The organism is Candidatus Methanomethylophilus sp. 1R26, assembly GCF_001481295.1.
In the GTDB taxonomy this organism is placed as follows: Archaea; Thermoplasmatota; Thermoplasmata; order Methanomassiliicoccales; family Methanomethylophilaceae; genus Methanomethylophilus.
Window position 1 is genome coordinate 88,443 of sequence record NZ_LOPS01000001.1, and the last position, 24,697, is coordinate 113,139.

General features: G+C 62.6%; 25 protein-coding genes and 1 pseudogene. 19 read left to right on the top strand and 7 right to left on the bottom strand.

The annotated features are described in order from the left end of the window. The first annotated feature begins 608 nt into the window (after window positions 1-608). From AUQ37_RS11655 to AUQ37_RS00420, 5 genes are all read left to right on the top strand, one after another. Window positions 609-4,922, top strand: a complete 4,314-nt coding sequence (locus AUQ37_RS11655) for an S-layer family protein (protein ID WP_058746946.1) — start codon at window positions 609-611, stop codon at window positions 4,920-4,922. 9 nt (window positions 4,923-4,931) lie between these two features. Beyond that, window positions 4,932-7,070 carry a leucine-rich repeat protein gene (locus AUQ37_RS00410; RefSeq protein WP_058746947.1) on the top strand — a complete coding sequence of 713 codons (2,139 nt, stop codon included), beginning with the start codon at window positions 4,932-4,934 and terminating at the stop codon, window positions 7,068-7,070. Between the two features lie 105 nt (window positions 7,071-7,175). Further along, window positions 7,176-7,757 carry a diphthine synthase gene (gene dph5 / locus AUQ37_RS00415; RefSeq protein ID WP_235584752.1) on the top strand — a complete coding sequence of 194 codons (582 nt, stop codon included), beginning with the start codon at window positions 7,176-7,178 and terminating at the stop codon, window positions 7,755-7,757. Beyond that, the gene (locus AUQ37_RS11660; RefSeq protein ID WP_235584753.1) at window positions 7,702-7,974 is read left to right on the top strand and encodes a hypothetical protein; all 273 of its coding nucleotides are present in this window, start codon (window positions 7,702-7,704) and stop codon (window positions 7,972-7,974) included. The genes dph5 and AUQ37_RS11660 overlap by 56 nt, the downstream gene beginning before the upstream one ends. Continuing rightward, window positions 7,974-8,993: a class I SAM-dependent methyltransferase family protein gene (locus AUQ37_RS00420; protein WP_058746968.1), complete on the top strand. Its 1,020-nt coding sequence runs from the start codon at window positions 7,974-7,976 to the stop codon at window positions 8,991-8,993. Before AUQ37_RS11660 ends, AUQ37_RS00420 begins: the two co-directional genes overlap by 1 nt. Here AUQ37_RS00420 and dcd read toward each other — a convergent pair. Beyond that, window positions 8,962-9,456, bottom strand: a complete 495-nt coding sequence (gene dcd / locus AUQ37_RS00425; RefSeq protein ID WP_058746948.1) for a dCTP deaminase — start codon at window positions 9,454-9,456, stop codon at window positions 8,962-8,964. The genes AUQ37_RS00420 and dcd overlap by 32 nt on opposite strands. A gap of 256 nt (window positions 9,457-9,712) precedes the next feature. Between dcd and AUQ37_RS00430 the strand changes: the two genes are divergently transcribed. The 5 genes from AUQ37_RS00430 to AUQ37_RS00450 are packed head-to-tail and all read left to right on the top strand — an operon-like array spanning window position 9,713 to window position 14,414. Further along, window positions 9,713-10,828, top strand: coding sequence for a histidinol-phosphate transaminase (locus tag AUQ37_RS00430; protein WP_058746949.1), 1,116 nt, complete (start codon window positions 9,713-9,715; stop codon window positions 10,826-10,828). Next, entirely contained in the window at window positions 10,829-11,869 is a 1,041-nt protein-coding gene (cbiB, locus tag AUQ37_RS00435) for an adenosylcobinamide-phosphate synthase CbiB (RefSeq protein WP_058746950.1), read from the top strand. A 1-nt stretch (window position 11,870) separates the two neighbouring features. Beyond that, window positions 11,871-12,992, top strand: a complete 1,122-nt coding sequence (gene cbiS / locus AUQ37_RS00440) for a bifunctional adenosylcobinamide hydrolase/alpha-ribazole phosphatase CbiS (RefSeq protein WP_058746951.1) — start codon at window positions 11,871-11,873, stop codon at window positions 12,990-12,992. Next, window positions 12,973-13,815, top strand: coding sequence for an adenosylcobinamide-GDP ribazoletransferase (gene cobS, locus AUQ37_RS00445; protein WP_058746952.1), 843 nt, complete (start codon window positions 12,973-12,975; stop codon window positions 13,813-13,815). Before cbiS ends, cobS begins: the two co-directional genes overlap by 20 nt. A 38-nt stretch (window positions 13,816-13,853) precedes the next feature. Beyond that, complete coding sequence (locus tag AUQ37_RS00450; protein ID WP_058746953.1) at window positions 13,854-14,414, top strand: NTP transferase domain-containing protein; 561 nt, start codon at window positions 13,854-13,856, stop codon at window positions 14,412-14,414. A gap of 29 nt (window positions 14,415-14,443) precedes the next feature. Here AUQ37_RS00450 and AUQ37_RS00455 read toward each other — a convergent pair whose 3' ends face one another. Both AUQ37_RS00455 and AUQ37_RS10360 read right to left on the bottom strand, forming a co-directional pair. Further along, window positions 14,444-16,516: a DNA topoisomerase I gene (locus AUQ37_RS00455; RefSeq protein ID WP_201013588.1), complete on the bottom strand. Its 2,073-nt coding sequence runs from the start codon at window positions 16,514-16,516 to the stop codon at window positions 14,444-14,446. After that, the gene (locus AUQ37_RS10360) at window positions 16,419-16,892 is read right to left on the bottom strand and encodes a toprim domain-containing protein (protein ID WP_201013589.1); all 474 of its coding nucleotides are present in this window, start codon (window positions 16,890-16,892) and stop codon (window positions 16,419-16,421) included. The genes AUQ37_RS00455 and AUQ37_RS10360 overlap by 98 nt, the downstream gene beginning before the upstream one ends. A 155-nt stretch (window positions 16,893-17,047) precedes the next feature. On the opposite strand from AUQ37_RS10360, the gene AUQ37_RS00460 reads away from it, so the two are divergent. Both AUQ37_RS00460 and AUQ37_RS00465 read left to right on the top strand, forming a co-directional pair. After that, on the top strand, window positions 17,048-17,611 hold the full coding sequence (locus tag AUQ37_RS00460) for a hypothetical protein (protein WP_058746954.1): 564 nt from the start codon (window positions 17,048-17,050) through the stop codon (window positions 17,609-17,611). Then, on the top strand, window positions 17,608-18,138 hold the full coding sequence (locus AUQ37_RS00465) for a hypothetical protein (RefSeq protein WP_058746955.1): 531 nt from the start codon (window positions 17,608-17,610) through the stop codon (window positions 18,136-18,138). The genes AUQ37_RS00460 and AUQ37_RS00465 overlap by 4 nt, the downstream gene beginning before the upstream one ends. 50 nt (window positions 18,139-18,188) lie before the next feature. Here the strand turns inward: AUQ37_RS00465 and AUQ37_RS00470 are convergent, their stop codons facing one another. Then, on the bottom strand, window positions 18,189-18,530 hold the full coding sequence (locus AUQ37_RS00470) for a nickel-responsive transcriptional regulator NikR (protein WP_320408835.1): 342 nt from the start codon (window positions 18,528-18,530) through the stop codon (window positions 18,189-18,191). Continuing rightward, entirely contained in the window at window positions 18,515-18,631 is a 117-nt protein-coding gene (locus AUQ37_RS13275; protein ID WP_394325613.1) for a CopG family ribbon-helix-helix protein, read from the bottom strand. Before AUQ37_RS13275 ends, AUQ37_RS00470 begins: the two co-directional genes overlap by 16 nt. A gap of 126 nt (window positions 18,632-18,757) precedes the next feature. Between AUQ37_RS13275 and AUQ37_RS00475 the strand changes: the two genes are divergently transcribed. The 7 genes and pseudogenes from AUQ37_RS00475 to AUQ37_RS00510 all read left to right on the top strand — a co-directional run bounded on the left by AUQ37_RS00475 (window position 18,758) and on the right by AUQ37_RS00510 (window position 23,648). Next, the gene (locus AUQ37_RS00475; protein WP_058746956.1) at window positions 18,758-19,552 is read left to right on the top strand and encodes an asparagine synthase C-terminal domain-containing protein; all 795 of its coding nucleotides are present in this window, start codon (window positions 18,758-18,760) and stop codon (window positions 19,550-19,552) included. 9 nt (window positions 19,553-19,561) lie between these two features. Then, on the top strand, window positions 19,562-20,140 hold the full coding sequence (locus tag AUQ37_RS10365; RefSeq protein WP_058746957.1) for a folylpolyglutamate synthase/dihydrofolate synthase family protein: 579 nt from the start codon (window positions 19,562-19,564) through the stop codon (window positions 20,138-20,140). An 11-nt stretch (window positions 20,141-20,151) separates the two neighbouring features. Then, window positions 20,152-20,835 (top strand): glutamate ligase domain-containing protein, encoded by a 684-nt coding sequence (locus tag AUQ37_RS10370; protein WP_058746958.1) that lies wholly within the window; start codon window positions 20,152-20,154, stop codon window positions 20,833-20,835. Next, window positions 20,814-21,494, top strand: a complete 681-nt coding sequence (gene nth, locus AUQ37_RS00490) for an endonuclease III (RefSeq protein WP_058746959.1) — start codon at window positions 20,814-20,816, stop codon at window positions 21,492-21,494. The genes AUQ37_RS10370 and nth overlap by 22 nt, the downstream gene beginning before the upstream one ends. A 108-nt stretch (window positions 21,495-21,602) precedes the next feature. Continuing rightward, window positions 21,603-22,061: a hydrogenase maturation nickel metallochaperone HypA gene (locus AUQ37_RS00495; RefSeq protein ID WP_201013590.1), complete on the top strand. Its 459-nt coding sequence runs from the start codon at window positions 21,603-21,605 to the stop codon at window positions 22,059-22,061. 17 nt (window positions 22,062-22,078) lie between these two features. Then, a pseudogene (hypD, locus tag AUQ37_RS09245) lies at window positions 22,079-23,011 on the top strand (hydrogenase formation protein HypD); the annotation flags it as partial. Window positions 23,012-23,084: 73 nt separating this feature from the next. Further along, a complete protein-coding gene (locus tag AUQ37_RS00510; protein ID WP_058746962.1) occupies window positions 23,085-23,648 on the top strand; it encodes a hypothetical protein in 564 nt (187 codons plus the stop codon). 5 nt (window positions 23,649-23,653) lie between these two features. Here AUQ37_RS00510 and AUQ37_RS00515 read toward each other — a convergent pair whose 3' ends face one another. After that, complete coding sequence (locus tag AUQ37_RS00515; RefSeq protein WP_058746963.1) at window positions 23,654-24,370, bottom strand: DNA alkylation repair protein; 717 nt, start codon at window positions 24,368-24,370, stop codon at window positions 23,654-23,656. 34 nt (window positions 24,371-24,404) lie between these two features. Then, window positions 24,405-24,697, bottom strand: a 293-nt coding sequence (locus AUQ37_RS00520; protein ID WP_201013591.1) for a methylated-DNA--[protein]-cysteine S-methyltransferase, incomplete at its 5' end; no start/stop codon positions are given.

The window sequence follows — 24,697 nt, forward strand, 5'->3', positions numbered from 1 at the left end:
GGACGCGAGCGGCAACGCGATCGACAGCCCGAACTACGAGAGGACCTACTATGCCGTGTGGGACCACATCCCGTACACGGTGACGATCATGGAGAGCTCCCACGGGACCATCGACGCTTATTACAACGGCGTGTCTGGGAGCACTTTCACCGCATACTACGGCGACCGCATCTCCCTGAGGTTCACCCCGTACAGCGGCCAGGAGCTCGCCAGATGGGTCATCAGCGGAGAGGGGACGATCCCCGATGACCAGATAAGCTCGTCCAGCGCGACTCTGATCGTCACCGGAGACTGCGCCGTGTACGCCAACACCGTAGGGCCCCAGATCGTGCAGCTGTACGTGTCGTTCAACGGCGGAGAGCAGATCGACAGCCCGCCCCGCGCCATGCTCAGCACCGACGGCGTGACCGCCGCGGATAACGTCCAGGACGGCTTCTGGAACACGAGCAGGAACTGCTACCAGTACCAGATAATCGCCGGCACCGGCGACTACTACATCTGCCTCGAGGGAAAGAACGGGACGCTGTACAGCTTCGGCCAGATCACCGTCGGCGTCAACGGGAACTCCCAATCGCTGGACGTCCTCACCGTCACCGACAATATCACGGATGCGGACGGGGGGGCACAGCTCCGTCAGCGAGTACATCTCGCCCGGATCGGATGTCAACCTGACGGTCCTCGCAGGGTACGGGTACAGCATCAGCTATGCCATCGGCAGCGGGGATGCCGTCGTGCTGGGGACCGGCTCGCCGGCCTCTACCGACACCCACCTGTCGTTCAACGTTCCCTCCGATACCGCAGCAGGCATCGTCCTGACCGGCACAGTGAAGGCTGCGTCTTACACCCTGAACCTGCATCTCGTCTATGACGGGACCTTCAGGGACAGCAAGGCCTACTCTGTGCCCCAGGCGACGTACACGTCCTTCAAGTTCGGGACCTCCTTCTCCACAGTGATCCCGGCGGACAGCGAGATAACCAGCAGCTCCGGGACCACCCTGACCGATGACAGCTATGCGGTCGTCGCGTGGTACCTGACCCGCACGGTATCCGGTTCCACCGTCACCTATTCGGACCCCATCGCGGCCACCAGGACCTTCGACGCCGCCCTGCTCAACAGCACCGGCGTCATCGACCTGTGGTCCAGGATCATCGACATCACGAACGAGTACCAGGTCACGGTGGAAGAGAAGGTGATGAACGTCAACGGCGTTTACGAGTCTGTTTCCGGCTCTGTCGTCGCCCATGCAGTGACCGAGGACACCTCGGGCACCGACTACAAGGATAAGATCTACTCCGGGACCTACGTCATCGGGGATTACAGCACCTTCAGCATGAACATCAGCATCTACGCCAAGGAAGCTGACCACGGATATGGAACCCCCAGTTACACCATAAGCGGTAACGAGATGACGTTCACCCTGCCGTGGGGATATGCCATCCTCATCGAATACGTAAGACCCAGCATCGCCGTGTCGTTCGATTTCGGCACCGGAACCGGGACCTCCGACATAACCGAAGCGTACTATGAACAGGAGATCTCTCTCCCCGATGCGACCCCGCCGGACAATTACACGTTCAGCGGATGGAGCGTTACCGTCGGCAGCAGGCAGTTCACGCTGAGCGCGGACGCCGGCACCTACACCGTCACATCGGAGGATGTCGAATCGTCCTCGATGGTGTTCACAGCCGTATACGAGCCTCAGACCGCATACACCCTGACGCTCGTCACCGAGATCGGGGCCTTCAGCAACGGATACTCCAGGATCTCGTTCACGGTCGGAGTGGGCGAGGATATACAGGGATACCTCAGCAGCACGCCCACGGTCGAGAGCGGCAGCCCGTACACGTTCAGCAGATGGTCTCCGGCGACCGTCGCGGTGATGCCCGAGAACGACCTGACCTATACCGCCGTCTGGACCATCAGGACCTACACCCTCACCTTCGCAGGTGTGCCGGTGGATGAGAACGGGACTTCCGTGGACCGCGTCAGCATCAGCGCCGCGGCCGACAAGGACACCTTCGTGAGCGGGAACTCCCTGCCCTACAACACCCACGTGACCCTCACGATCAAGTTCGACACGAACTACACGCTGGGCTCCTTCTCTCCCTCTGCCTCGGTCATCGGGAGCGCGCCCTCCGAAACCGGGACGAGGACATTCACCTGGTCGTTCTTCCTGACCCAGGACACAGATATCAAGATAACACCGGAATGGGCCGGCCTGGAGCTGCAGTTCTTCCTCGTGGGCACCGACGGGACCGTCACCCACGACACCTCGCTGGACATAGCCGTCCAGAGGTACGGGGATGCCAGCTTCTCGAAGTTCACCAGGGCCGGGTACACCGACGGGAACGGGAACCTCGAGATCAAGTGGTACACCGACCGCGCATGCACCACCGAAGCGAACTGGGACGAGGCCTCCGGGAAATACATCGTGACAGGGGTCATGAGCTCGATGGCGTTCTACGCCAAGCCCGTGCCCAACACCTACACCGTGAAATACATCGATTCCGACGGAACCGAATACGGGACCCAGACGATGACCTATGATGTGCCGGCGCAGCTCTCCGGGTTCACGTATCCCGCTAAGGACGGTTACATCTTCATCGGATGGGAATACGGCTCCAAGTTCTACATCATCTACGATGTCAAGGTGCTCAATCTGACTGACACGAACGGCGGCACGGCCGAGTTCGTCGCCGTATGGGCGGAGATACCCAGCGTGGACGTCAAATACGACGGCACTGCGCATTCCGGATCGATCTCCGCGGACCACGGCACCGTCTACTACGGCACCGTCAACCTCACCGCCAGCAACTACGGGACCAGCGGGAGCACCACGCCCGTGGGCTATACCCAGGCAGGCACCTACACTACCTATTACTTCATCCTGTTGACCAGCGAGAACAGCGGCGGCGTCGATAACCTCCACGGTTCCTTCGAAGTGAAGATCGAGAAGAGGGACGTCACCTTCACCTCCGGCAGCTCCGAGAAGAGCTGGGACGGCGAAGCTCTAACCGACCATACCGTCACGGTCTCAGGGGACGGCCTCGCTTCCGGCGATACCGTCACCTATGATTGGACCGGGACGATAACCGATGTCGGGACTGCGGAGAACACCTTTACCGTGGTATGGAGCGGGGCATCCCAGGACAACTACAACGTCACCGTGGCCTACGGGACGCTCGAAGTGCTGACCGCGTCCGGAGGCATCACGGTAAGCCCCACGTCGTACACCAAGACCTATGGGGATGCGTCGTTCAGCCTGAACGCCAAGCCCACGCAGGAAGACTCTTCCGCGACCCTTACCTATGCGTCCGGCAACGAATCCGTCGTCACCGTGGACAGCAGCGGCAACGTGACCATTGTCGGTGTCGGTTCCGCCAGGATAACCATCAACCTGAAATCAGATAATGTGACAGCAGACCCCGCCAACGTCAGCATCACCGTCAACCCGAAGGAGCTCACCGTCACCTACGATGAAAGCTACAGCAGCGGCATCTCCAAGGTTTACGACGGCAGCACTGCGGTGACCCAGGCCCTCGAGTTCGCGCTCAGCGGCATCGTGAGCGGCGATGAAGGCAATGTGTCCCTCACGGCCTCCTACGCATACACGTCCGCGAACGCGTCCGCTTCGGTGCCTGTGCGCGTGGCGCTGTCACTGACCGGCGACCGTGCAGGCAATTACACCGTCAGCGACATAACCCTCCCGGGATCGATCTCCGCGAAGACCGTCACGCTGACCTCGTCCTCCGCCAGCAAGGTGTTCGACAACACCGCCCTGACCGACAGCACCGTCACCGTCTCGCCTTCGGCGGACAGCAGCCTGTTCAGCAGCCTCAGGGCCACCGGTTCGATCACCAATGCGGGCACAGCGTCCAACACGATCGTCTACACGCTCGCTTCGGGCGTCACTGCGTCCAACTACAGCATCGTGTCCGTGCCGGGGACCCTGACGGTCACCGTCAGGTACATCGACGTCCCTGCCGCCAGCGCGGTCGAGTACACCGGGAGCGCCATCTCCGCTTCCAACGCGTTCGCCGTGAGCCCGTACTACCGCGTCAGCGGCACAGGCACCGCTGTCGGAGAATACGATGCGACCCTCTCCCTGACATATGCCGGCAACACCCTCTGGAACACCGATCCGGCGACCGGGGACAACCAGACAGTGAAGTGGACCATCGCCCAGGGAACCATCAAGGCATCCGATTTCACCGTGAACACCGATGCCGAGACATACAGCGGAGCGGACATCACCAAGGAGATCTCCAGCAGCCTTACCCTCGGGACCGATTACCGTGTGGCCTACAGCGACAACCGCAATGCCGGAAGGGCCACCATCACCATCACCGGGATCGGAGGCTATGCGGGGACCGTAACCTTCAACTTCACCATCCAGCCCAAGGAGCTGACGATCGTCCTGCAGGATACGGAAGTGCCGTACGACGGGCAGGCCCATAACATCAGCTACGAGATGGCCGGGCTTGCCGACGGCGATACGGAAGACGGGGCCGGCATGATCTTCGAGAACAACGGCCAGACGCAGCCTGGGACATGCACAGTCACCCTGACAGGGCTCAGCAACACGAACTACAAGATCAGCGATAACAGCCTGAGGTCCGCGACCCTCACCATCGAGAAGTACCGCCTTATCGTGATCGCCGCCAGCGCTTTCACCAGCGTGAACGTGACCGACACGCTGAGCACCGATGCTTACACTGTGATAGGGTACAGGGGAAGCAGCCTTGCCGAAGACTTCAAGATCACCGTGAGCGGGACCCAGAGCGGATGCGGGATCTCCGAGAACACGGTGACGGTGGAGGCGCTGACCGACAGCGCGGGGCTCTACGAGATAGAAACGCACAACGGGATCCTGGCGATCTTCAAGACCGGGTACAGCTCGGTCCATATCGTCACAGCATGAGGGCAGAAGATGAGGTATGCGATCGCGGCCGTAATTGCATTGGCAGCGCTGGCGGCGGCCTTGGCCGCCCCGGCCGCGGATGCGGATGATGCAACGAGCTGTGACATCGGGGATTTCACCTATACCCTCAACACGGACAGCGGCACCGCCGAGATAACCACCTACATAGGGGAAGGCGGCGCCGTCACGTTCCCAGCGACGGCGGAATGCGGCGGGAATACCTTCACTGTCAGCTCCATAGCCGAGGGGGTCCTCGGAGAGAAGGCCTCCGCGGTCACGAGCGCGGCCATCGAATCCGAGGTTCAGTACCTCCCGGCCGGGATCTTCAGGAACTGCACCGCCCTGGAAACTGTAACCTTCCCGTCGACGGTGGCCCTGGTCCCGATCCAATGCTTCGACGGATGCACCTCCCTCAGGTCCGTGAGCCTGGGGAACATCACGATCATCAGCGATGCCGCGTTCAGAGGATGCACCGCCCTTGAATTCAGTATCCCAGAGACCGTCACTCAGATCGGCAGCGAGTCGTTCAGCGGATGCTCGGCGTTGGATGCCCAGCTCCCGTCGGGACTGGAATACCTCGGCCCCGACGCCTTCAGCGGATGCGTTTCCCTGAGCGCTGTGTTCGTCCCTGGTACAGTGAGAATCGTGGGCGCGGAGGCGTTCTACGGATGCACCGGGATAACGGATCTGACTCTGGGCGGCGGGGTCGCCAATATCCGCGACAGAGCGTTCTACGGATGCACGGGCATAGCGTCCGTGACGCTTCCGTCCACCCTTACAGCGCTGGGCAGCCAGGCGTTCGGAGGATGCTCGTCCGTGACCGGTTTTGAGTCAGACAGCTCAGCGTTCACTGTCGCGGACGGAGTGCTGTTCGATTCGGACGGAACAACGCTGATCGCCTACCCTGCGGGGAAGGATGCGGACTCCTATGCCATCCCGTCCGGCGTGGACTCCATCGAGGGGTATGCGTTCAGAATGCCGTCCTCGGCATCGCTGAAGACCATCGATGCAAGCACGCTCGCCTCCGTTCCGAGCTATTCCTTCGCAGAATGCGCATCCGCTGTCTCGATAATCCTGAACTCCTCTGTCAGCAGCATCGGCAACGGCGCCTTCTCTGGATGTGCCAGCATGACAGGCATCGACCTGGGGGACTCGCTTGCCAGGATCCCTGTCAGATGCTTCGAGGGATGCACGTCCCTCACCGAAGTGACCGTCCCGGCATCGGTCACCGAGATAAGGAGCATAGCTTTCAGCGGCACCTCGGGCCTGCGCCTCGATATCCTCTCCTCCAGGCTGAACGTCTACTCCGACGCGTTCAGCGGGGCCGAGGGGCTCAGGGTGAACACGGTCCTGGACACCTCCTCATGGGGCTCGGGGATCACCGTGAACCAGGACCTGTTCACGATGACCGTGGTCCTGACCGACGATTCCTCGTACGAGGTGCAGTTCCATGCCGGTGACGCGACCGACCTGGAGACCCCTGTCCGTGCCGGGTACGGGTTCGTGGGTTGGATCGGCAAACCGGCCGTCATGCCTGCGCAGGACATAAGCGTCTCCGCGGACTGGACTCGGAACATCTACTATCTGGCATTCGATGCCAACGGCGGCACCGGGAGCATGGAGGCCCAGACCGTCCTCTACGGGATCAACACCCCTCTGAAACCGTGCGCTTTCGACAAAAGCGACGGTGTGTTCGCCGGATGGTCTCTCACCGCCGACGGTTCAGTCGTGTACACCGACGAGGAAATGGTGACCGATGTCGCTTCCCAGCAGGGCGAGACCGTCATCCTGTACGCGGTATGGGCGGAGCCGGATTACATCATCGTCTTCAACGCGAACGGCGGAGAGGGCGAGATGGCCAACCAGAGCTTCGCCGAAGGAGTAGGGCGTATCCTCAGGCCCAACACCTTCCAGCGCGAAGGATTCACCTTCGAAGGGTGGGCCCTCACCGCCGACGGCTCCGTCGTGTACACCGACGGCCAGTTCGTGACCCCGACCTCCGACATGGTCCTGTACGCCGTATGGGGCGGCGGGGAGCCCGCGGACGGGGATTCATCGGAGTCCGCAGCCGCCATCCTCGCCGTCTTCGCCGGGACATTGATATCCGCCGCCGTGGCGGCCGTTGCATACGTGCGCCCGAGGATGTGACGGTATCCGGGCACCCAGGCACGGCCCGGTCCGGACCGTGCCGGCCTGCATCCGCCGTCCCTTTCTTCCCTTTATTTATAGATGTGAAAGTTACATGTCACGATTATGACACCCGAGCTCGATTTCGTAGGTCTCGGCCTGAGCGGCGTGGACGGCATGACCGTGAAGGCGTTCAACGCTCTGAAGGAATGCGACAGGATATTCGCGGAGTTCTACACCTCCAATCTCATCGGCGCCTCCGCGGAAGATCTCGAGAAGGCCCTGGGGAAGAAGATCGAGATCGTCTACCGTTCCGAGGTCGAGGAGGGCCACAGGATCATCGACAGCGCCAAAGAGTGCAGGACCGCCTTCGTGACCGCCGGCGACACGATGCTCGCGACCACCCACGTGGACCTCATGATCCAGGCGAAGTACGAGAACATCCCCGTGAAGGTGTTCAACGGGGTCTCGATCTTCAGCGCCTGCCCTACATGCTTCGGCCTCCAGCCTACAAGTTCGGGAGGGCGGTCACCCTGCCGTTCCTCGAGAAGGGTGGCAGCCCAAGTCCCCCTACGACCACATCATGGAGAACAAGAAGCGCGGTCTCCACACCATGATCCTCCTGGACATCCGCGCCGAGGAGCTGCGCTACATGACCGCCAAGGACGCCATCGAGTGGCTCCTGGCCGGGGAGGAGAAGTGGGGTGAGGGACTCATAGACGACAAGACCCTCCTCTGCGTGGTCTCCCATGCGGGAGCGCCGGACCAGAAGGTTTCCGCCGGCTACCCGAAGGACCTCCTGAAGATGGACCTCGGGTCTCCCCTGCAGACCCTCGTCCTGCCGGGCGAGCTCCATTTCATGGAAGCGGAGGCCCTGGTGGACTTCGCCGGAGCTCCCAAAGAGATCATCAAGGACGATGAATGATGGCCAGGTGCATTCGTGTCCCGAAGAAGGGCGCCGAGCCTCTGAGGGAGGCCCTTATGGAGCAGGGCCTCCTGGACCTGGACCACAGGATCCGCCGTGACGGGGACTTCATCCTCATCCCGGTGCTGGCCGATTCCTTCGGCGGCTATGAGGCCGAGGAGGCCGACCTCGAGGTCCAGGAGCACGGCGAGACCGATTACCGGAACCTCTCCGGGGTCCCCGAGGGTCTCAGGGATCTCCTGCCGTCCTCGTTCGATGTCGTCGGCGACATCGCGATTATGAAGCTTCCCGATGAATTGCTTCCTTACAAGGCGGGCATCGGGGAGGCCTTGCTCAAAACGGAGCATGGGGTTCGGGCGGTGTTCCTCGACGGGGGTGTCAAGGGCGAGTTCAGGATCCGCGACCTCGAGAAGATCGCCGGCGAAGGCACTTCCGAGACGGTCCACCGCGAGTGCGGCACCAGGATGATGACCGACCCGTCCAAGGTCTACTTCAACCCCCGCCTGGCCACCGAGAGGGCAAGGGTCGCCTCGCTCGTAAGGGACGGCGAGGTCATCATCGACATGTTCGCGGGAGTGGCGCCTTTCGGCACCGTGATCGCGCGCCATGCGCATCCCGCGAAGATATATTCCATCGACCTGAACCCAGAATGCGAGAGGTTCATGCGCGAGAACATCCGCATGAACGGGATAACCTGCATGGAGGCCATCATCGGGGACTCGACGCAGGTCATAAAGGGCCTGCCGAAGGCGGACCGCATAATCATGAACCTCCCGCAGATGGCCGACCGGTTCCTGGACTCCGCTCTCCGTGCCGCGAAGCCGTCCGGTACGATCCACATGCACCGGGTGATGGAGCGCTCCGCGTTGGAGGATTTCGAGCGGGACCTCGTATCCCGGATGGCCTCCGAGGGCCTGGGGATGAGGATCGTCCGCGTTCAGGAGCTGAAGACGTACTCGCCAACCATGAGCGTGTACGTCTTCGACATCATGCCTGAGGCTGCTGATTCTTCGGAGTGAGCGTGACCCCGGTCTGGCCCTGGTAATGCCCCGAGCGCTTCTCGTAGCTCTTCTCAGAAGGGGAGCTCATCGTCTGGAAGACCAGCTGGCAGTAGCGCTCCCCGATGGGGATCTCGAGCTCGCTGTCCGAGGTGTTGTAGGATCCGAGGGTCAGGGTGCCTTCGAACCCTGCATCGACCATACCGAAGGCGGCCACCGTGCCCTTCCTGATCCAGGTGGTCCTCAGCCAGAGGTTGCCGCAGATATCGTCGGCCATCTTAACCCTCTCAACGGTGGATACGAAGAACATGGTCTTCGGGGGGATCCTGACGGTCCCTTCCTTCACGATGCTGCCGTTGACCGAGATCTCCGCGACGCGGAGGTCGTAGCCGTTGGGGGTCAGGCTCTTCTCGCTGTAATCGGAGATGCCGATGCGGCCGGTCTTCATGCAGTGCAGGATATCTCTGTCGGAGAGTATCGTCATGCTCAGCACATGCTCCAACGGACTATTATCGGTATCGGAAGGCGGATCCCGGGGCAGCGATGGACGGATTGCGCCTTCCTTTTCACTTTATTTAAATATTGTTCTTATGGGATGCTCAATCCAAGCCGTTCTGTCCGACGGATTCCGCATCCTGCGGATGCTGGCACATTTCCATTCCGGCGGAAACCGGGCGGGGTCGAATGGATGGGATGTCCGACATATTATTATCGTACCCGCCTATATGCGGGCAGATAAGATGAGGTTCGAGCCGAGGAAGGAGATAGCGGACCTCCCCGCGACCGTTCACGGGGGCCAGGGATGGCGCTATGCCGGCGTGGAGGACTACAGTCAGAACCTGAACCCGTTCGGTCCTCCCCCGGAACTTGCTGATGCGATAGTCGGCGCCATGTCCCAGATGGGCCACTATCCCGACGCTTCGAACGCCGAGCCCCGCCGCGCCCTCGCAGAGGCGTACGGCGTCCCTGCCGAATGCATCTCCATGGGCGCCGGGTCCTCGGAGATCATCAGGGACTTCCCGAACGTCTTCTGCGCGAAAGGCGACAGGGTCCTTCTCATGCATCCGTCCTTCGCCGAGTACGCCCAGCAGTGCCGCATCGCGGGCGCCGAGGTGTCCTACATGGAGCTGGAGCCGGAGAACGGCTTCAGAATAGATGAGGTGGCCCTCTCCGCCAGGCTCAGGGAGGAGCCCTATAAGGCGGTCTACATCTGCAACCCCAACAACCCCACCGGGGTCATCGAGGACAGGGCCAAGCTGGAGCGCACCATCTCAGAGGCTTCGGACCTGGGCACCCTGGTGTTCCTCGACGAGACCCTGCTCGCCCTCTCGGACCCCGACGGCACTAGGACCATGATCCCGCGCATCGGCAGGTACGATAACCTCGTCATCGCCGATTCCTATACCAAGAGCTTCGCGGTCCCCGGATTGAGGATCGGGTTCTGCATATCCTCGCCCGAGATCGCGGAGCAGATGGCCAAGGTCCAGCTCCCGTGGAACCTCGGCGTCGCCGAGCAGGCGGCCGCCGTCTATCTGGCGGGAAGGCTGGATTATGTGAGGTCGGCGGCCTGCGAGCTCCGCAGGGAGTCCGAGCGCATGGAACGCGAGCTGTCCGGCATAGGCTTCCCGTGCGTGCATACCGACTCGTTCTTCAGGTTCGCGCCTGTCGGGACCGCCGCCCGCGACGGCCGCGGCCTGCAGGAGAAGATGCTCCGCCATGGGATCATGATCAGGGACTGCGCTTCCTTCGGCGGCAGGTTCGCCGGATACGTGAGGTACTGCGCCAAGGACAGCGAGCGCGACGGCCGCTTCATCGAGGCGGCGGAAGCCGTGATGAAGGAAACGGAAGGCCTTTGAATGGAACTGTGGGCCGACGGTATACTGATCGCTGTCGCCGCGCTGCTGATCGACCGCTACATCGGCGACGTCCCGAACAAGTACCATCCCCTGAGGTGGATGGGGAACCTGCTGGACGCCATGGACCGCAGGATACATGACCGGAAGTCCAAGATGTGCGTCCTCTACGGGTTCCTGGGATATGTCATCATCCTCCTGATCTTCGGCGGCGCGGCGCTGACTATCACGGCAGTCCTCCGCAGGGGCCTGGAGGGCGTGATGGAGTTCAGCATCTTCGGGATCGAGGGAGACCTGGGGGAGGTCCTGTGGATCATCGTCTCCGGGCTGTTCCTCAAGGTAACCTTCGCGCTCTTCGCGTTCAGGAGGTTCTGCTCTCCGATACAGGACGACCTCAGGGAGGGCCGCCTGGACGATGCAGCCGACAAGACCCAGATGATGGTCAACCGCAGGACCAGGGGCATGGACGAGGCGCACATCGCCTCGTCGTGCTGCGAGACGGTGTCCGAGAACCTCGTGGACAGCGTGGTGTCCCCCCTCTTCTACTACGGCCTCCTGGGGCTCCCCGGGGCCATCGCTTTCAGGTGCTCCAATATGATGGATGCCATGTGGGGCCACGTGAACGAGAAATACTATGTCCTGGGCCATTTCCCGGCGAGGCTCGACGACGTCCTGGGGTTCATCCCCTCCAGGCTCGCCCCGTTCTTCGAGCAGCTGGCCGCCTGGCTCATGCGGCTAAAGGGCAGGAAGTCTGCGGTGAGGGCCGCCGTCCGCGAGCACAGGAAGACGCCCAGCCCCAACAGCGGATGGCCGATGACGGCCGCTGCCGCCGCCCTGGGGATCTCGTTCGAGAAGGAAGGGGTCTACGTCATGGGCGAGGGCCCCCTTCCGTCGGTAGACGATATATCCAGATGCTGCCGCCTGATAGAGGTCACGTCCCTGCTCTTCGCTGTCATAGCGGTGTTCTCCCTGTCGGCGCTGCTGGGCGTGCATGTGCAGGTTTTCGCAGAGGACTTCATCCTCGATCTGCTAGGGGTGTTCTGAAATGAAGTATGTGCGCGGTTGCGAGGTGATCGACGAGGGCGGCGGGAATGCCACCGCCGTCATCCGCCTCACAGAGAAGATGGAGGTGCTCAGCAGCGCCCCCATGAACGGAGGGGAGGCCCTCACCGATACGGTGTTCATCATGCAGGTCCCCCACGACTATGACAGCGTGGATTACCTGGCCGACCTGGAGGCCGTCAGGCGCAGGCATTCCCTGCCGGAGGACTCCGTGGGGTTCATGACGGCTGCCGAGGTGAAGCACGTGTTCTCCGTCTCGGAGGACAGCTTCGGCGACGCGAGCTCGTTCGTGGCCGCCACGGCCGGGGCCACCAACGCGGTGGAGGCCGGGCAGGAGCTGGACCGCTGGGAGGAGAGGAAGGCCAGGTCGGAGGAGATCTCGCGGAGGCTGGCCGGCACCATCAACATCGTGGCGGTCTCGTCCGTGCCCCTCGATACCGCCGGCAAGGCGAACCTCTTCATCCCGATCGTGGAGGCCAAGGCCCTGGCGATGCGCGACCTCGGGTACAGGGAGACCGGCACCACCTCCGATGCGATGGCCGTCATCTCCCCTGTCTCGGCGAGGAGGTTCGGCTTCGCCGGCACGGGCACCGACATCGGCATATCCGTGGCCAGGGGGGTGAGGAAGGCCGTCGCGGAGTGCCTGCGCAAGCGCGGGGAATCTCCGGAGCCGGAGAACGCCCTCAGGATGCTCTCCCGCCACAAGGTCACTCCCGGCATGCTCTGGGACTGTGCTTCCGCCCTCGGCCTCGATGAAGGGGTCCGCGGGAAGTTCGAGGAGACCGCGGAGGCCATGGCCTCGGACCCGGACATATGCGCCGTGGTATGGGGCATCCTGTCGGCCGGCTCTGCATCCGACAAGGGGCTCCTGTGCGGGCAGGACCCGGATTATCCGGTAGAGGTCCTCTCGGACGGGACCTGGGGGATATTCCTGGCAGGGAAGATATCTGAGGACAGGGGAGGCGATTCCACCATCGATCTGATGAGGATGCGCCCTCTCAAAGACACTATGATCAAAGAATACGCCGAGGTCGCCGCCTACGGGCTGGTGGGCGGGGTCGTCGGTTACATGACGGGGTTCTCCGATGAGCGACGGCAGCGCTGAATCAGGAAAGGGAGGCATCGCCGCCGCCCTGAAGGCGATGATCTCGTTCTTCACCATCATCCGCCTCGATGTCGGGCAGACGGAGTTCGAGTCTATGGAGCGCAGGTTCTGGCTGGCGCCGGTCATCGGCCTGCTCAACGGCCTTGTCGCCGGGTTCATCGTGTTGCTCCTCATCGAATGCGGGGTCTCCTCGACGGTCGCGGCGGTGTTCGTGCTCGTCACTCCGTTCCTGTTCTCCAAGTTCCTGCACTTCGACGGGCTGACCGACTTCGGGGACGGGATGGTTGTTTCTTCTGGTAAGCGCGAGGACCACATACGCGCCCTCAAGGACACCCTGGTCGGCGCCGGAGGCATCGGGACGGCCATAACCGTATGCCTGATATCCTTCGCCTGCTACTGCGGGCTCTCGATATACTGGCTCATCTTCCCGGCCGTCATGATCGCCGAGACCGCCGCCAAGAACGCCCAGGTGTTCGCGGCGGCCTGGGGGGAGCCCGGGAACGGCATGGCCTCCCGCCAGGTGGGGTTCACGAACAAATCCTCCGCTGTGCGTTCCCTGATCCTCTCGGCCGTTCTTTTCATCCTCGTGTGGCTGGCCTACATCATCATCGCAGGCAACCTTGGATGGCACAAAGAAGGCCAGCTGGTCGCGTACTTCGCCGTGCTGGCACTTATCATATCGTCCGTCTCGGGCTGGATCATGGCGCGCAACGCCAACCGGGTCTTCGGGTTCGTGAACGGCGATATCCTCGGGGCATCGAACGAGATCTGCCGCGCGGCCGTGCTGACGGCCTTCTGCATCATAGCCGGGCTGTGGTTCTGAATGGAAGCGCTCATCACGCCGGCGGCAAGGGCACCCGCATGGGCCCGATGGGGATCGAGAAGCCCATGCAGCCCATCGGCGGCGCGCCGGTGGTGTGGAGGGCGGTGAGCGCCATGCTGTCGGCGGACGGCATCTCCCGCGTGGTGGTGTCGGTGAGCCACAACACTCCCGAGACCGAACGCTACCTGAACGGCATGGGGATAGAGACCATCAGGACCTCCGGCGAGGACTTCATGATGGACCTGCATGACGCCTTCAGCGTTCTTGACGGGGATTACGTCATGACCTGCCCTTCCGACATGCCCCTGATAACCGACATCGCCGTCGAGGAGGCTCTGAGGGCCTTCCGCCCGGAGATGGAGTCCATGATCGTGATGGTGGATGCCGGCCTGGTCCGCAGGATGGGCATAACCCCGTCGTACACCAGGGAGATAGACGGGAAGGAATGGGTGGTGTCCGGCCTCTCGGTGATGGACAGGAAGGGCACGCTCGAGGGCAGGTACCTCAGGGAGCACTGCCTCCTGACCGATTGGCGCGAGCTCGCGGTGAACGTCAACACGCCTGCCGAGCTCGAGCTCGCGAGAAGCATAATCGGATGACCGGGGGCGGCCGACGGCCGCCGGGCCGGTCACTCTTCACCGGTGTCCTCGAGCGCGGGGCTCTCGGACTTCTTGGACCTGCGCGCCTGGGTCTTCTTGGCGGACGCGGAGCCCTTCGCCGTGGGGGACTTCCGGACCCTCTTCTTCTTGTCCGGGAGGACGACGGTGATGACCTTCCCCACCTTGCCGTCCGCGGCCTCGCTCTCATCCTTGTCCTTGGACGAGGCGCGCTTCTTCTTGCGGGTGGGGCAGTCCATGTTGATGCACTCTTTCACGTTCCCCATCTGGATGATGGGCGCTCCGCACTCGGGGCAGGCCTCGCCGGTGGGGGTTATGGTCCCCCTGGGCCTCAGCGGGTAGGTCTGTGTGCAGTTCGGCCACTCGGAGCATCCCGCGAACCTCTTGCCGGCGCGGGAGTAGGTGATCCTTATGGTGCCCTTCTTGCAGGTGGGGCAGAGACCCAGGTTGTTCTTCTCCGTGTTGGAGGGGCATTTCGGGTCGATGCACTGGAGGGAGGGGGGCATGCCCCTCCTTATCACCTTGATCTGCGCCAGGCCGCACACCGGGCAGACCGAATCGGTCATCTGGATCATCGCGCCCTTGGGGAGCGGATAGGCCCTCTTGCACTCGGGGTACCCGTTGCAGCCTATGAAGTTCCCGTTCTTCGACTTCTTGACGGTCATGCTGTTGCCGCAGGACGGGCAGATGCCGACGAACTGCTGCTTCTTCAGGGCGGCCTTTATCTCGTCCCCGATGGCCTCGGACTCGGACTCGATCTTCACCGCCACCCCGTGGAGCATGTTCTGGGACTCGGAGACGACATCCCCGAGCTCCCTCTCGCCGCTGGCGATGGAGATCATGTCCCTCTCGAGCTTGGCGGTCATCTCGGGCTCGGTGATGCCTCCTCCGTGGCGCTCCAGAGCCTTGGTGAGGGCGATCCCGGAGGCGGTGGGCACCAGGTAGTTACCCTGGACGTAGTTCCTGGAGAACAGCTTCCCGATGATGTCGTGGCGGGTGGACTTGGTGCCGAGCTGCAGGCGGTCCATCTCCTGGATGAGCGAACCCTGGTTGTACCTGTACGGGGGCTTGGTCTGGGACTCGTCGTTGGTTATGCCCCTGACGTCCACGGTGTCGCCCACAGCGAGCTCGGGGACCCTGGACTCGGCGGCCCTGAGGTACTTCCCGTAGTACTTCTTCCAGCCCTTCTCCTTCTGCACGTACCCCTCGGCCACGAACGGCTCCCCTCCGACGTCGAGCTTCAGCTTGGTGACCTCTGCCTGCGCGTTGGGCGCCAGGGTCGCGAGGAAGCGCCTGACGATCAGCTCGTAGAGCTTCCACTTGTCCCCCTTCATCTTCTTGGAGGAGGCGGCCGCTGTCGGGTAGATAGGCGGATGGTCCGTGGTCCTCCTCTTTCCGCGGGACGGGGAGATCTTCTCCTGCGCGAGGATCTCGGACGCTTCCTCCTTGAAATCGTCCGATTCCTTCAGCCTCTCGAGGACGCCCCTGAGGCCGAGGGTCCTGGGGTACTCGGTGTTCTCGGTACGGGGATAGGATATGTAACCGCCGGTGTAGAGGTCCTCGGCGAGCTTCATGGCCGCAGAGGGCGGGATGCCGATCTTGTTGGCCTCGACCTGCATCATGGTGGTGTCGAACGGAGGGGGCCTGTACTCGTCCTTGAGCCCTTTCTCGTAGCTCGAGACGGTCGCCTCCTTGGCCGCGCTCGCCTTGGCGAAGATGGCGTCGGCCTCGTCCTTGTCGAAGATCTTGCCCTTCTCATGCTGCCCCTTGAAGGCCAGCATGCCGAAGCGCCCGTTGATCTCCCAGTAGGGCTGGGGGACGAAGTTCTCGATCTCCTCGTTCCTGTCGACGAGGAGCTTGAGCGTCGGGCTCTGGACGCGGCCGACGGACATGAAGTTCTTCCCTACCTGCCCCGCGGAGAGGGAGATGAGGCGGGTGAGGACCGCTCCCCAGGACAGGTCGACGATCTGCCTCGCCTCGGCCGCGTCAGCGAGCTTGGCGTCGGGGTCCACCAGGTTCGAGAACGCCTGCGTGATCTCCCCCTTGGTCAGGGCGCTGAACTTGGCGCGCCTGACCTTGCTCATATCGCGCGGCGGCCTTGACGGTCTCCATGCCGATGAGCTCTCCTTCGCGGTCGTAGTCGGTCGCGATGATGATCTCGTCCGCCCCGGCGGACAGTTCGACGATCTTGCTGAGGATGGATTTCACGCGCACGGTCTTGACCTGAGGCGCGCTGACGAGGTCCACCGGGGAAGTGGCCCTCCAATCGGAGTACTGCTCGGGGTAGTCTAGCTCCATGATGTGCCCGCGGAGGGACACGACGTTGTAGTCGTCGCCGCCGGCGGTGAAGGTCAGGGAAGTGACCCCTCCGGCCGAAGCGGATTTCTGGGTGCCGTCCGAGAGAATCGAGGCTATCCTGCGTGCCGCGTCTGCCTTCTCGGTGATGATCAGCTTCTTCATCGGACCCCCGACAGAAGGGTCCGTATTTATGATGTGCGATTATTATTATAAATTTAAAATAAAACCAGCAATGGCGGAACAGAGCACCTCGGAAGCATATTTGCCGAATCCATCAACAGTTTGCTTTATAATCGGAATCATGGTTCCCATTATGGATGGATGTAACATCCATATTAGAACGGATCAGGCGCCTCCCGGGAGTAAGGGAAGCGTTCGTCATGACCATGGACCTAAGGCTGCGCATCGAGGCCGAGGAAGGCAGGATACGCGCGACAGGTGGCATGCTGTACGTCAACCGCGGGATGGAGGCCTGCCGCGATGCCGAGGTGCAGATCTGCGTGCTCTCGGACGGCTTCATAACCAACCCGGGGCCGTTCAGGATGGCGATGGAGGACGAGTACGGGAACGTATGCGGGCATGACGCCTGCAGGTCGAACCCAGTCTACCTGCACGAGAACCCGATGTGGGTGGACGACGATTTCGTGATGTACCCCGATGTGATGCTGAAGAGCGAGCCGCGGATATCGATCATGCCGCAGAAGGTCGATCTTCTGGAGGAGGACGGGTTCCGCTGCACAGCCTATCTGCCGGCGCTCACCGCGGACCACATCCTCAAAGAGGTCTCGGGCGGGGACCCCGATTCAGGTTTCGTGAGCACGGTCATCGGCCTGTTCCCGGTCACCGAAAAATACAGGCACTTCGCTATTCCCTCCTCATGAACGAGGAAACGGTCCTCGCAGAGCTCCGCGCCCTGCCCAACATGATCAAATGCCTTGTCCCGGACAGGGAGGACCTCGAGCGGGTCTTCGGCGAGGAGGCCGAGTCCAAGACGTCGTCCGGCATGCCCCTCGACAACCGCGCCCTGACCGAATGCATGGACAGGGGCAGCCACATCTTCGCCGTCTTCAGGGGCGAATTCGACCCCATCCCCTACGTATCAGTTCAGATGGAGGATCCAGACGGGAACATCGTCGGTCAGCAGATACCCATCTCCGAGAGGCCGAGGTACGAAGGCAGGGAAGACCTGGTATGGCTGTCGGACGACTTCTGGATGTCCCCGACGGCGATGGGAGGCGAGATAAAAGTGGTCCTCGTCCCCCAGCACCTCACGGTCATCGGCGGAGGCGACGGCGCCTCCGACCCGGTGGCCATGTACCCATCTCCTCCGGCGGACCGCATTGTGAGGGAGGTCCTCGGCGTCGGGGACGACCCGTCGACGGCCACGGCGGTCATAGGGTACAATTGAAAATCCCGGACGGCCTCTCGGACCGGCCCGGCAGGGTATGCGCCGGCCGGTCAGTCCTTCCTGAGGCCGATGTAATGCATGTGGCCGGTGGTCTTGGAGGCCATCGTGAGCTTGCACCTCTGCACGCCTTTGATGGACCCGATATCGTCGCTCAGGTGCTTGAGGTCCCCGAGCTTCCCCTCGACCGCTATGATCTCCATGCAGATCTCGGGGTTCAGATGCATGTGTATGGTGGTGTAGATGTTTTGGTTCGCGCCGTGCTCCAGCTCGGTGAGCTTCTCGGTGAGCCCGGTGACCTCATGGTCGTACACCATGGTGATGACCCCGCAGACGAGCTCGTTCTCGTTCTTCCAATCGGTCTCTGCGAGGGAATCCCTTACCAGGTCGCGGATGGCCTCGGACCTGCTGACATATCCTTCTTCGCGATGATCTTGTCGAACTCCGCCAGGAGGTCCGGCTCCAGGGAAACGCCGATGCGCGTAACACCTTCCATGCTACGCCATCTTTTTGCGGCTTAATAAAAGTTGCATTTATGCATACTAACAGGATACGAATATGTTTATTTAGTATCACTAAACGCATAACCAACTATAAAGGCGACAGGCCGATTACCTGGGTGATGAGCGAATTATCCAAGCGCACTGCGGAACTCCTCGACGCTTCGGCCGCCAGGCTCTTCGAGGGCCGCGATGTCGCCGTGGCCTTCTCCGGCGGCATAGACTCCGGCATCGTCGCCGCCCTGGCGGTCAGGCATGCCTCCTCCGTCCGCCTGTACACCGCCGGTACCGAAGGGTCGCACGACATCGCGGCCGCCCGCGAGATCGCCCCGCAGATCGGCGCGGAGCTCTCGGAGATCGCCGTACGCGAATCTGACATCCCGGACATCCTGAGGGAGGTCATGCGCCTGACGGGCAGCGATTCCCCCATGATGCTCTCCTTCGAGCTCCCCCTGTTCTGCGTCCTCAGGTCATGCGGCGAGGGTTTCGTCGCCGGAGGGCAGGGGTCCGACGAGCAGTTCGGCGGATACAGCAAGTACGCCGGCAAAGGGGCCGCCGCCATGCGCGAGGAGATGGCCGCGGACATGGGGAGGCTCTTCAGGGAGACCCGCCCCGCCGAGGCGAGGATGGCGCAGGGGTTCGGGAAGGAGATACTGTACCCGTACCTCGACAGGGACCTGGTGGCGTTCATGAGAAGCGCCCCGGACAGCGAGATACTGCCGACGGCCGAGGGGGAGAGAAAGATGCTCCTCTCCGCCGCCGCCCGCGACCTCGGCCTGCCGTTCCTGGCCGACCGCCCCAAGAAGGCCGCCCAGTACGGGTCCGGCACCATGGACGCCGTCAGGCGCATCTGCAAGAAGCGCGGCATAACGTTCAGCCAGCTGGTGTCGCAGCTGAGGAAAGACCTGGACGGATGAGGCGGCGCGATGAGATTCATGACTCCGGAGGAGAGGAAGGAGCTCGACCTGAAGTGGCTGGCCGGGCTGCAGATGCACGGCATAAAGCTGGGCCTGGAGAACATAACGGAGCTGCTGAGGAAGCTCGGCAATCCGCAGAGGACCTATCCATGCATCCACGTGGCCGGATCGGACGGCAAGGGCTCGACATGCGAGATCATCGCCTCGGTGCTGGAGAAGTCCGGGTTCCGCGTCGGCCTCTACACCTCCCCGGAGGTGCTGGATTTCCGGGAGAGGATCGCCGTGAACGGCGAGCCCATCTCCGAGGACAGGGAGGCGCGCCTGTGCGGCCGCCTGAAGCACGAATGCGACGACATGGCGGAGAGCGGCCGGCAGTGCACGTTCTTCGAGGTCACCACGGCCATGGCCATGATGCATTTCCGCGATGAGAAGGTCGATATCGCCGTGTTCGAGGTGGGGATGGGCGGCAGGTTCGACGCCACCAACGTCGTCACTCCCTTGGTCTCGGTCATAAGCAACATCAGTCTGGAGCACACCGAGTATCTCGGGGACACCATAGAGAAGATCGCCTCGAGAAGGCCGGCATAATAAAGGAGGGCGTGCCCTGCGTCACCATCAATCCGGAGCCTGCCCTCGGCGTGATCAGGAAGAGGGCGGAGGAGATGCACGCTCCCCTGACGGCCGTCGATCCGGAGGAGATCCGCGTGACCAAGAGCACGGAGAAAGGGCCGGAGTTCTCCTATGAAGGGAAGGATTGCTTTGTCTCGATCCCGGGGAGGAACGAGGCCAGGAACGCCTGCCTGGCACTTGAGGCCCTGAAGCTCCTGCCCAGATACCGGGAGAGGATAGAGCCGCATGTTTCGGAGGGCATGGCGTCCGCCCGCTGGCCGTGCCGCCTGGAGCGCAGGGGCAGGTACATCATCGACGTCACCCACACGCGCGCCGGCGCCGACGGGCTCGCCAGGGATGTGTCGGAGATCTACGGCAGGGTCGTCACCGTGTTCGGGATCCTGAAGGACAAGGACGCTCCGGACATCGCGGCCGACATAGCGTCGTTCTCGTCGGCCATCGTGGCGACGCAGCCTGAGGGCCCCCGCGCAAGGCCCGCGGAGGACACCTGGCACATTGTCAAAAAGGTCTTCCCGGCGGCCGAGATGAGGCCCACTGTGGAGGAGGCAGTTGCAAGGGCGGAGGAGATCGCCGGGGAGGGTGTCCCGATCCTTATCACCGGCTCGTTCCGGATGGCGGAGGCGTTCCTGAGATGCAGGAAAATGCAGTTGTGACTACCCTCGACCGCATGGCCGAGGTCTACACCGGGGGCGCCTATCCCGGGAGGAACTCCGAGGGGCTCAATCCCGAATGGCCTCCGGACCCGTTCCACGTGCTCATCGCCACCATACTGTCCCAGAGGACCAAGGACGACAACACGAGGAAGGCCTCCGACGCCCTGTTCTCGAAATACCCTACGCTTGACGATGTCGCTTCCGCCGACCCGGGCGACGTCGCTGCGCTCATCCGCCCGGCAGGGTTCCCCAACCAGAAGTCGAAGGCGATCGTGGAGTGCTGCAGGGAGATCCGCAGCAGGTACGGCGGGAAGGTGCCGGAGTCCACCGAGGAGCTGTGCTCCCTGCCGATGGTCGGGAGGAAGACGGCCGCCTGCGTCCAAAGCTACGCCATGGGCATCCCGGCGGTGTGCGTGGACACCCATGTGCACAGGATTTCCAACCTGATGGGCCTGGTGCACACCAAGACGCCGGAGGAGACCGAGTACGCCCTCATGGGGATCACCCCGAAGGAGAGGTGGGCGGACATCAACAGGTACTTCGTCCGCCACGGCCAGGTGGTCTGCCTGCCGAACCATCCGCACTGCGAAAGGTGCATGGTCCGCGACCTGTGCGAGTTCGGCTCAGGACAGGGGAAGCAGGGCGGCAGGCGGCCGTGACGGGCCGGGATCGCGGCCCCCGCCATGCATCATCCTGGCTCCGCGGCGCGGACAGATGCGCACGCGCGTGCGTTATCGTTTTTAATCCAATCCGCCATCCGCATAAGAATGCACGAGGCCACAGTCATCGCGAACATCGTCGACGCCGTCCTGGAGGAGCTGGGGAAGCACAAGGTCAAGAAGGTCAACTCGGTGACCATGGTCGTGGGCGACCTCACCGAGCTGGGCTACGAGCAGATGGAGTTCGCCTGGGGGGTCCTCACCGAGAACAACATCCTGAAGGGCTCCAAGATAATTTTCGAGCCTGAGAAGATCGTCGTCAGGTGCAAGGACCCGGCCTGCGGGTTCGAGGGGCCGTGCAAGGAGATCGACATGGGGGAGGACACCTACGAGCACAACATCCCCGTCCTGAGCTGCCCGGTCTGCGGCGGCGGGGTCGAGGTCGTGCAGGGCATGGCCTGCCGCATCAAGAGCCTCGATGTCGATCTGGAAGAGGAGGAAAACCGATGTTCAATTACAGGGACGCAGCGACGGCCAGGAAGATCGTCGAGAAGACGAAGGAGCTAGGCGTGAAGGGCAGGTTCATGCACATCTGCGGGACCCACCAGGACACCATCGTCCGCTTCGGCCTCAAGTCCATGATGGATGAGGCTGGGGTGGAGGTCCACCAGGGGCCGGGCTGCCCGGTGTGCGTGACCACCAGCCAGGAGATCGCCGACGCCATCACGCTGGCCAGGAACGGCATCACCGTCACCGCGTTCGGGGACATGATGAGGGTCCCGACCACCATTGGCTCCCTGTTCGACGCCCGTGCGGACGGCTGCGACGTGAGGATCGTCTATTCCGTCGAGGACGCCGTCGCCATGGCGAGGAGGGAGCCCAAGAAGCCCTTCGTCTTCGTCGGCGTCGGGTTCGAGACCACCGCGCCCTCCACCGGCGTCCCCCTGCAGAAAGGGGATGTCCCGGAGAACTTCACGATCTACAGCTGCCACCGCTACACCGCACCCTGCGTCGAGACCATACTGAACATGGGCGAGTCGAAGATCGACGGCCTGGTCATGCCCGGCCATGTCGCCGTGGTCACCGGGACCAAGGCGTTCGAGTACTTCTCAACGAAATACGGAGTGCCCCAGGTGGTCTGCGGGTTCGAGCCGCTTGACATGCTGATGTCCTGTTACATGCTCTGCCGCCAGCTGAAGGAGGGCAGGGCGGAGATCGAGAACGAGTACACTAGGCTGGTGAAGCCCGAGGGCAACGTGAAGGCCCGCAAGATCATGGACGACACTTTCGTACCGGTCGACCGCAAATGGCGCGGGTTCCCGGTCATACCCAAGTCCGGGATGGCCCTGAAGCCCAAGTTCGCCAAATACGATGCCACCAAGGTGTGGGAGGACATCCTTGCCAAGACCCCGCAGGTTGACGAGGAGCCCAAGGGATGCAACTGCGGCCAGGTCCTCCGCGGCCTGATCGATTCAGAGCAGTGCCCCATGTTCGGGAAGGCATGCAAGCCCACCTCGCCGATGGGTCCCTGCATGGTGTCCGCCGAAGGGAACTGCAACATCGCCTACCGCTTCCGGGGGGAAGCTCTGAATGAGGGACAAGGCGTATCCGAAGGCCCCAACCCTCGTTCTCGTGATAACCAACGATTCGACCGTGATGCTGAAGGACGGGATCTGCAGCGCCTTCGAGCTCTTCGGAGGCCGCGCCCAGGAGGTCAAGAACCTGGTCGCGAGGCTGGACCTTGCCAAGAAGCGCGACGGGAGCAAGCTCTGCGAAGTGTCCTTCGGGATCGTCACGAGCCATTTCGGGTATGTGCCGGCCGACTACACGGTGATGAAGTATCCCGTGTCCGAGGTCATGTCGAAGCCCGAGGATTACGAGAGGGTGCAGAAGGAGAAGGACTTCCTGGGCAAGATCGATTACACCTCCACGCTCTTCGACCGCGTCATCGTCTGCGTGCCCAAACACATGATGGAGATGATTATGGCGAGCAACTGCCTGCCGGAAGGCAGGGTCATCGCTGTCACCAGCCCCGACCTGAAAGAAGAGTGCCAGCAGCGCGATTGGATGTTCCTCCCAAGGAACGGCCCGCGCGTAGGCGCAGAGAACGCGGCGCTCATAATGCAGGAGATCGTCAGGATCTCCGACCCCTGACCGCCTCAGCGCTTCCCGGGCCTGTTCCCGGAACGCGTCGGTGCGAATTCTTCCCTGATGCGGGCCTTGTCCGCGGGGGAGACGGCGCGCGACTCGCAGATCTTCTTAACGGCCAGCCTCAGGACCTCAGGGTCGGCGCATCCCGATCTCAATGCTTCTTCGGTCATCTCCGGGTAAGCGATATAGCAGAATGAGAGGCACCAGCCGGCGCCCATGCTGCAGTAGTATCCGGGGCTGGAGATCCGGCGCATCCGCTCCACCACCTCTCCGATGTGCTCATCATCGATGAAATGGAACAGCATCATGACCGTTCCGACGCGCATCATGAACTCGCTGCCTGTCCCGAGCATCCTCACGGACATGTCCCAAAGCATGTCAGCGGATTGTTTCGAGTCGATCTTCCACGAGCCGCAGAGGGTGTCGCACGTTCCCCAGTCCGATATGCTGCGGGAGAACTCCTCGGTCAGGCGGATCCTCTCCTGCGCATCCATCTCTGCCTCCGCGATGACCAGGGCCTTCAGGACCTTCTGCTCGTAATAATGGGGTTCGAGCTCCAGGAACGAACGCCAGTCGCCCTTCATCATCCTCCCGGCGAACTTCCGCAGCAGGGGCATGCGCACCCCTGCCATCGGGCCCGCTCCGGGTATGATCCTCTCGTTGAACCTGCGGTAGGCCGGGTCGGCGTTCGCCTCGAGGAACGCATCGACCTCCTCTTGGTTCACGACTGCTCCTTCTCGATGGCCAGCAGGCGGGATTTCAGCTCGCTCCGCCGAGGTAGCTTCCGACCCCGCCGTCAGACGGCACCACGCGGTGGCACGGCACGATGATCGGGATCCTGTTCGCAGCGCATGCCGAGCCTGCGGCACGGGCCGCCCCGGGATGCCCGGATGCTTCGGCCAGTTCCGCGTACGTCACGGTCTTCCCGTAAGGTATCTCCGAGAGAGCGCGCCAGACATCAAGGCGGAAAGACGTTCCCTCCTGCAGGTACTGGACATCGAACTTCTTCCTGCCGCCGGCGAGGTATTCTCCTATCTCGGCGGCGGCCTCCT

Excerpts from the sequence above, each read along its gene's own strand:
- AUQ37_RS00420 (WP_058746968.1), top strand. The coding sequence starts at position 7,974 with ATGGCCAGGTGCATTCGTGTCCCGAAGAAGGGCGCCGAGCCTCTGAGG.
- AUQ37_RS00495 (WP_201013590.1), top strand. The coding sequence starts at position 21,603 with ATGCACGAGGCCACAGTCATCGCGAACATCGTCGACGCCGTCCTGGAG.
- AUQ37_RS00430 (WP_058746949.1), top strand. The coding sequence starts at position 9,713 with ATGAGGTTCGAGCCGAGGAAGGAGATAGCGGACCTCCCCGCGACCGTT.
- dcd (WP_058746948.1), bottom strand. The coding sequence starts at position 9,456 with ATGACGATACTCTCCGACAGAGATATCCTGCACTGCATGAAGACCGGC.
- AUQ37_RS13275 (WP_394325613.1), bottom strand. The coding sequence starts at position 18,631 with ATGGAAGGTGTTACGCGCATCGGCGTTTCCCTGGAGCCGGACCTCCTG.
- dph5 (WP_235584752.1), top strand. The coding sequence starts at position 7,176 with ATGACACCCGAGCTCGATTTCGTAGGTCTCGGCCTGAGCGGCGTGGAC.
- AUQ37_RS11660 (WP_235584753.1), top strand. The coding sequence starts at position 7,702 with ATGACCGCCAAGGACGCCATCGAGTGGCTCCTGGCCGGGGAGGAGAAG.
- AUQ37_RS10365 (WP_058746957.1), top strand. The coding sequence starts at position 19,562 with ATGAGATTCATGACTCCGGAGGAGAGGAAGGAGCTCGACCTGAAGTGG.
- AUQ37_RS00510 (WP_058746962.1), top strand. The coding sequence starts at position 23,085 with ATGAGGGACAAGGCGTATCCGAAGGCCCCAACCCTCGTTCTCGTGATA.
- AUQ37_RS00475 (WP_058746956.1), top strand. The coding sequence starts at position 18,758 with ATGAGCGAATTATCCAAGCGCACTGCGGAACTCCTCGACGCTTCGGCC.
- AUQ37_RS00460 (WP_058746954.1), top strand. The coding sequence starts at position 17,048 with ATGGATGTAACATCCATATTAGAACGGATCAGGCGCCTCCCGGGAGTA.
- AUQ37_RS10360 (WP_201013589.1), bottom strand. The coding sequence starts at position 16,892 with ATGAAGAAGCTGATCATCACCGAGAAGGCAGACGCGGCACGCAGGATA.
- cbiS (WP_058746951.1), top strand. The coding sequence starts at position 11,871 with ATGAAGTATGTGCGCGGTTGCGAGGTGATCGACGAGGGCGGCGGGAAT.
- AUQ37_RS00410 (WP_058746947.1), top strand. The coding sequence starts at position 4,932 with ATGAGGTATGCGATCGCGGCCGTAATTGCATTGGCAGCGCTGGCGGCG.
- AUQ37_RS00465 (WP_058746955.1), top strand. The coding sequence starts at position 17,608 with ATGAACGAGGAAACGGTCCTCGCAGAGCTCCGCGCCCTGCCCAACATG.
- AUQ37_RS11655 (WP_058746946.1), top strand. The coding sequence starts at position 609 with ATGCGGACGGGGGGGCACAGCTCCGTCAGCGAGTACATCTCGCCCGGA.
- AUQ37_RS00450 (WP_058746953.1), top strand. The coding sequence starts at position 13,854 with ATGGGCCCGATGGGGATCGAGAAGCCCATGCAGCCCATCGGCGGCGCG.
- nth (WP_058746959.1), top strand. The coding sequence starts at position 20,814 with ATGCAGGAAAATGCAGTTGTGACTACCCTCGACCGCATGGCCGAGGTC.
- AUQ37_RS00455 (WP_201013588.1), bottom strand. The coding sequence starts at position 16,516 with ATGAGCAAGGTCAGGCGCGCCAAGTTCAGCGCCCTGACCAAGGGGGAG.
- cbiB (WP_058746950.1), top strand. The coding sequence starts at position 10,829 with ATGGAACTGTGGGCCGACGGTATACTGATCGCTGTCGCCGCGCTGCTG.
- cobS (WP_058746952.1), top strand. The coding sequence starts at position 12,973 with ATGAGCGACGGCAGCGCTGAATCAGGAAAGGGAGGCATCGCCGCCGCC.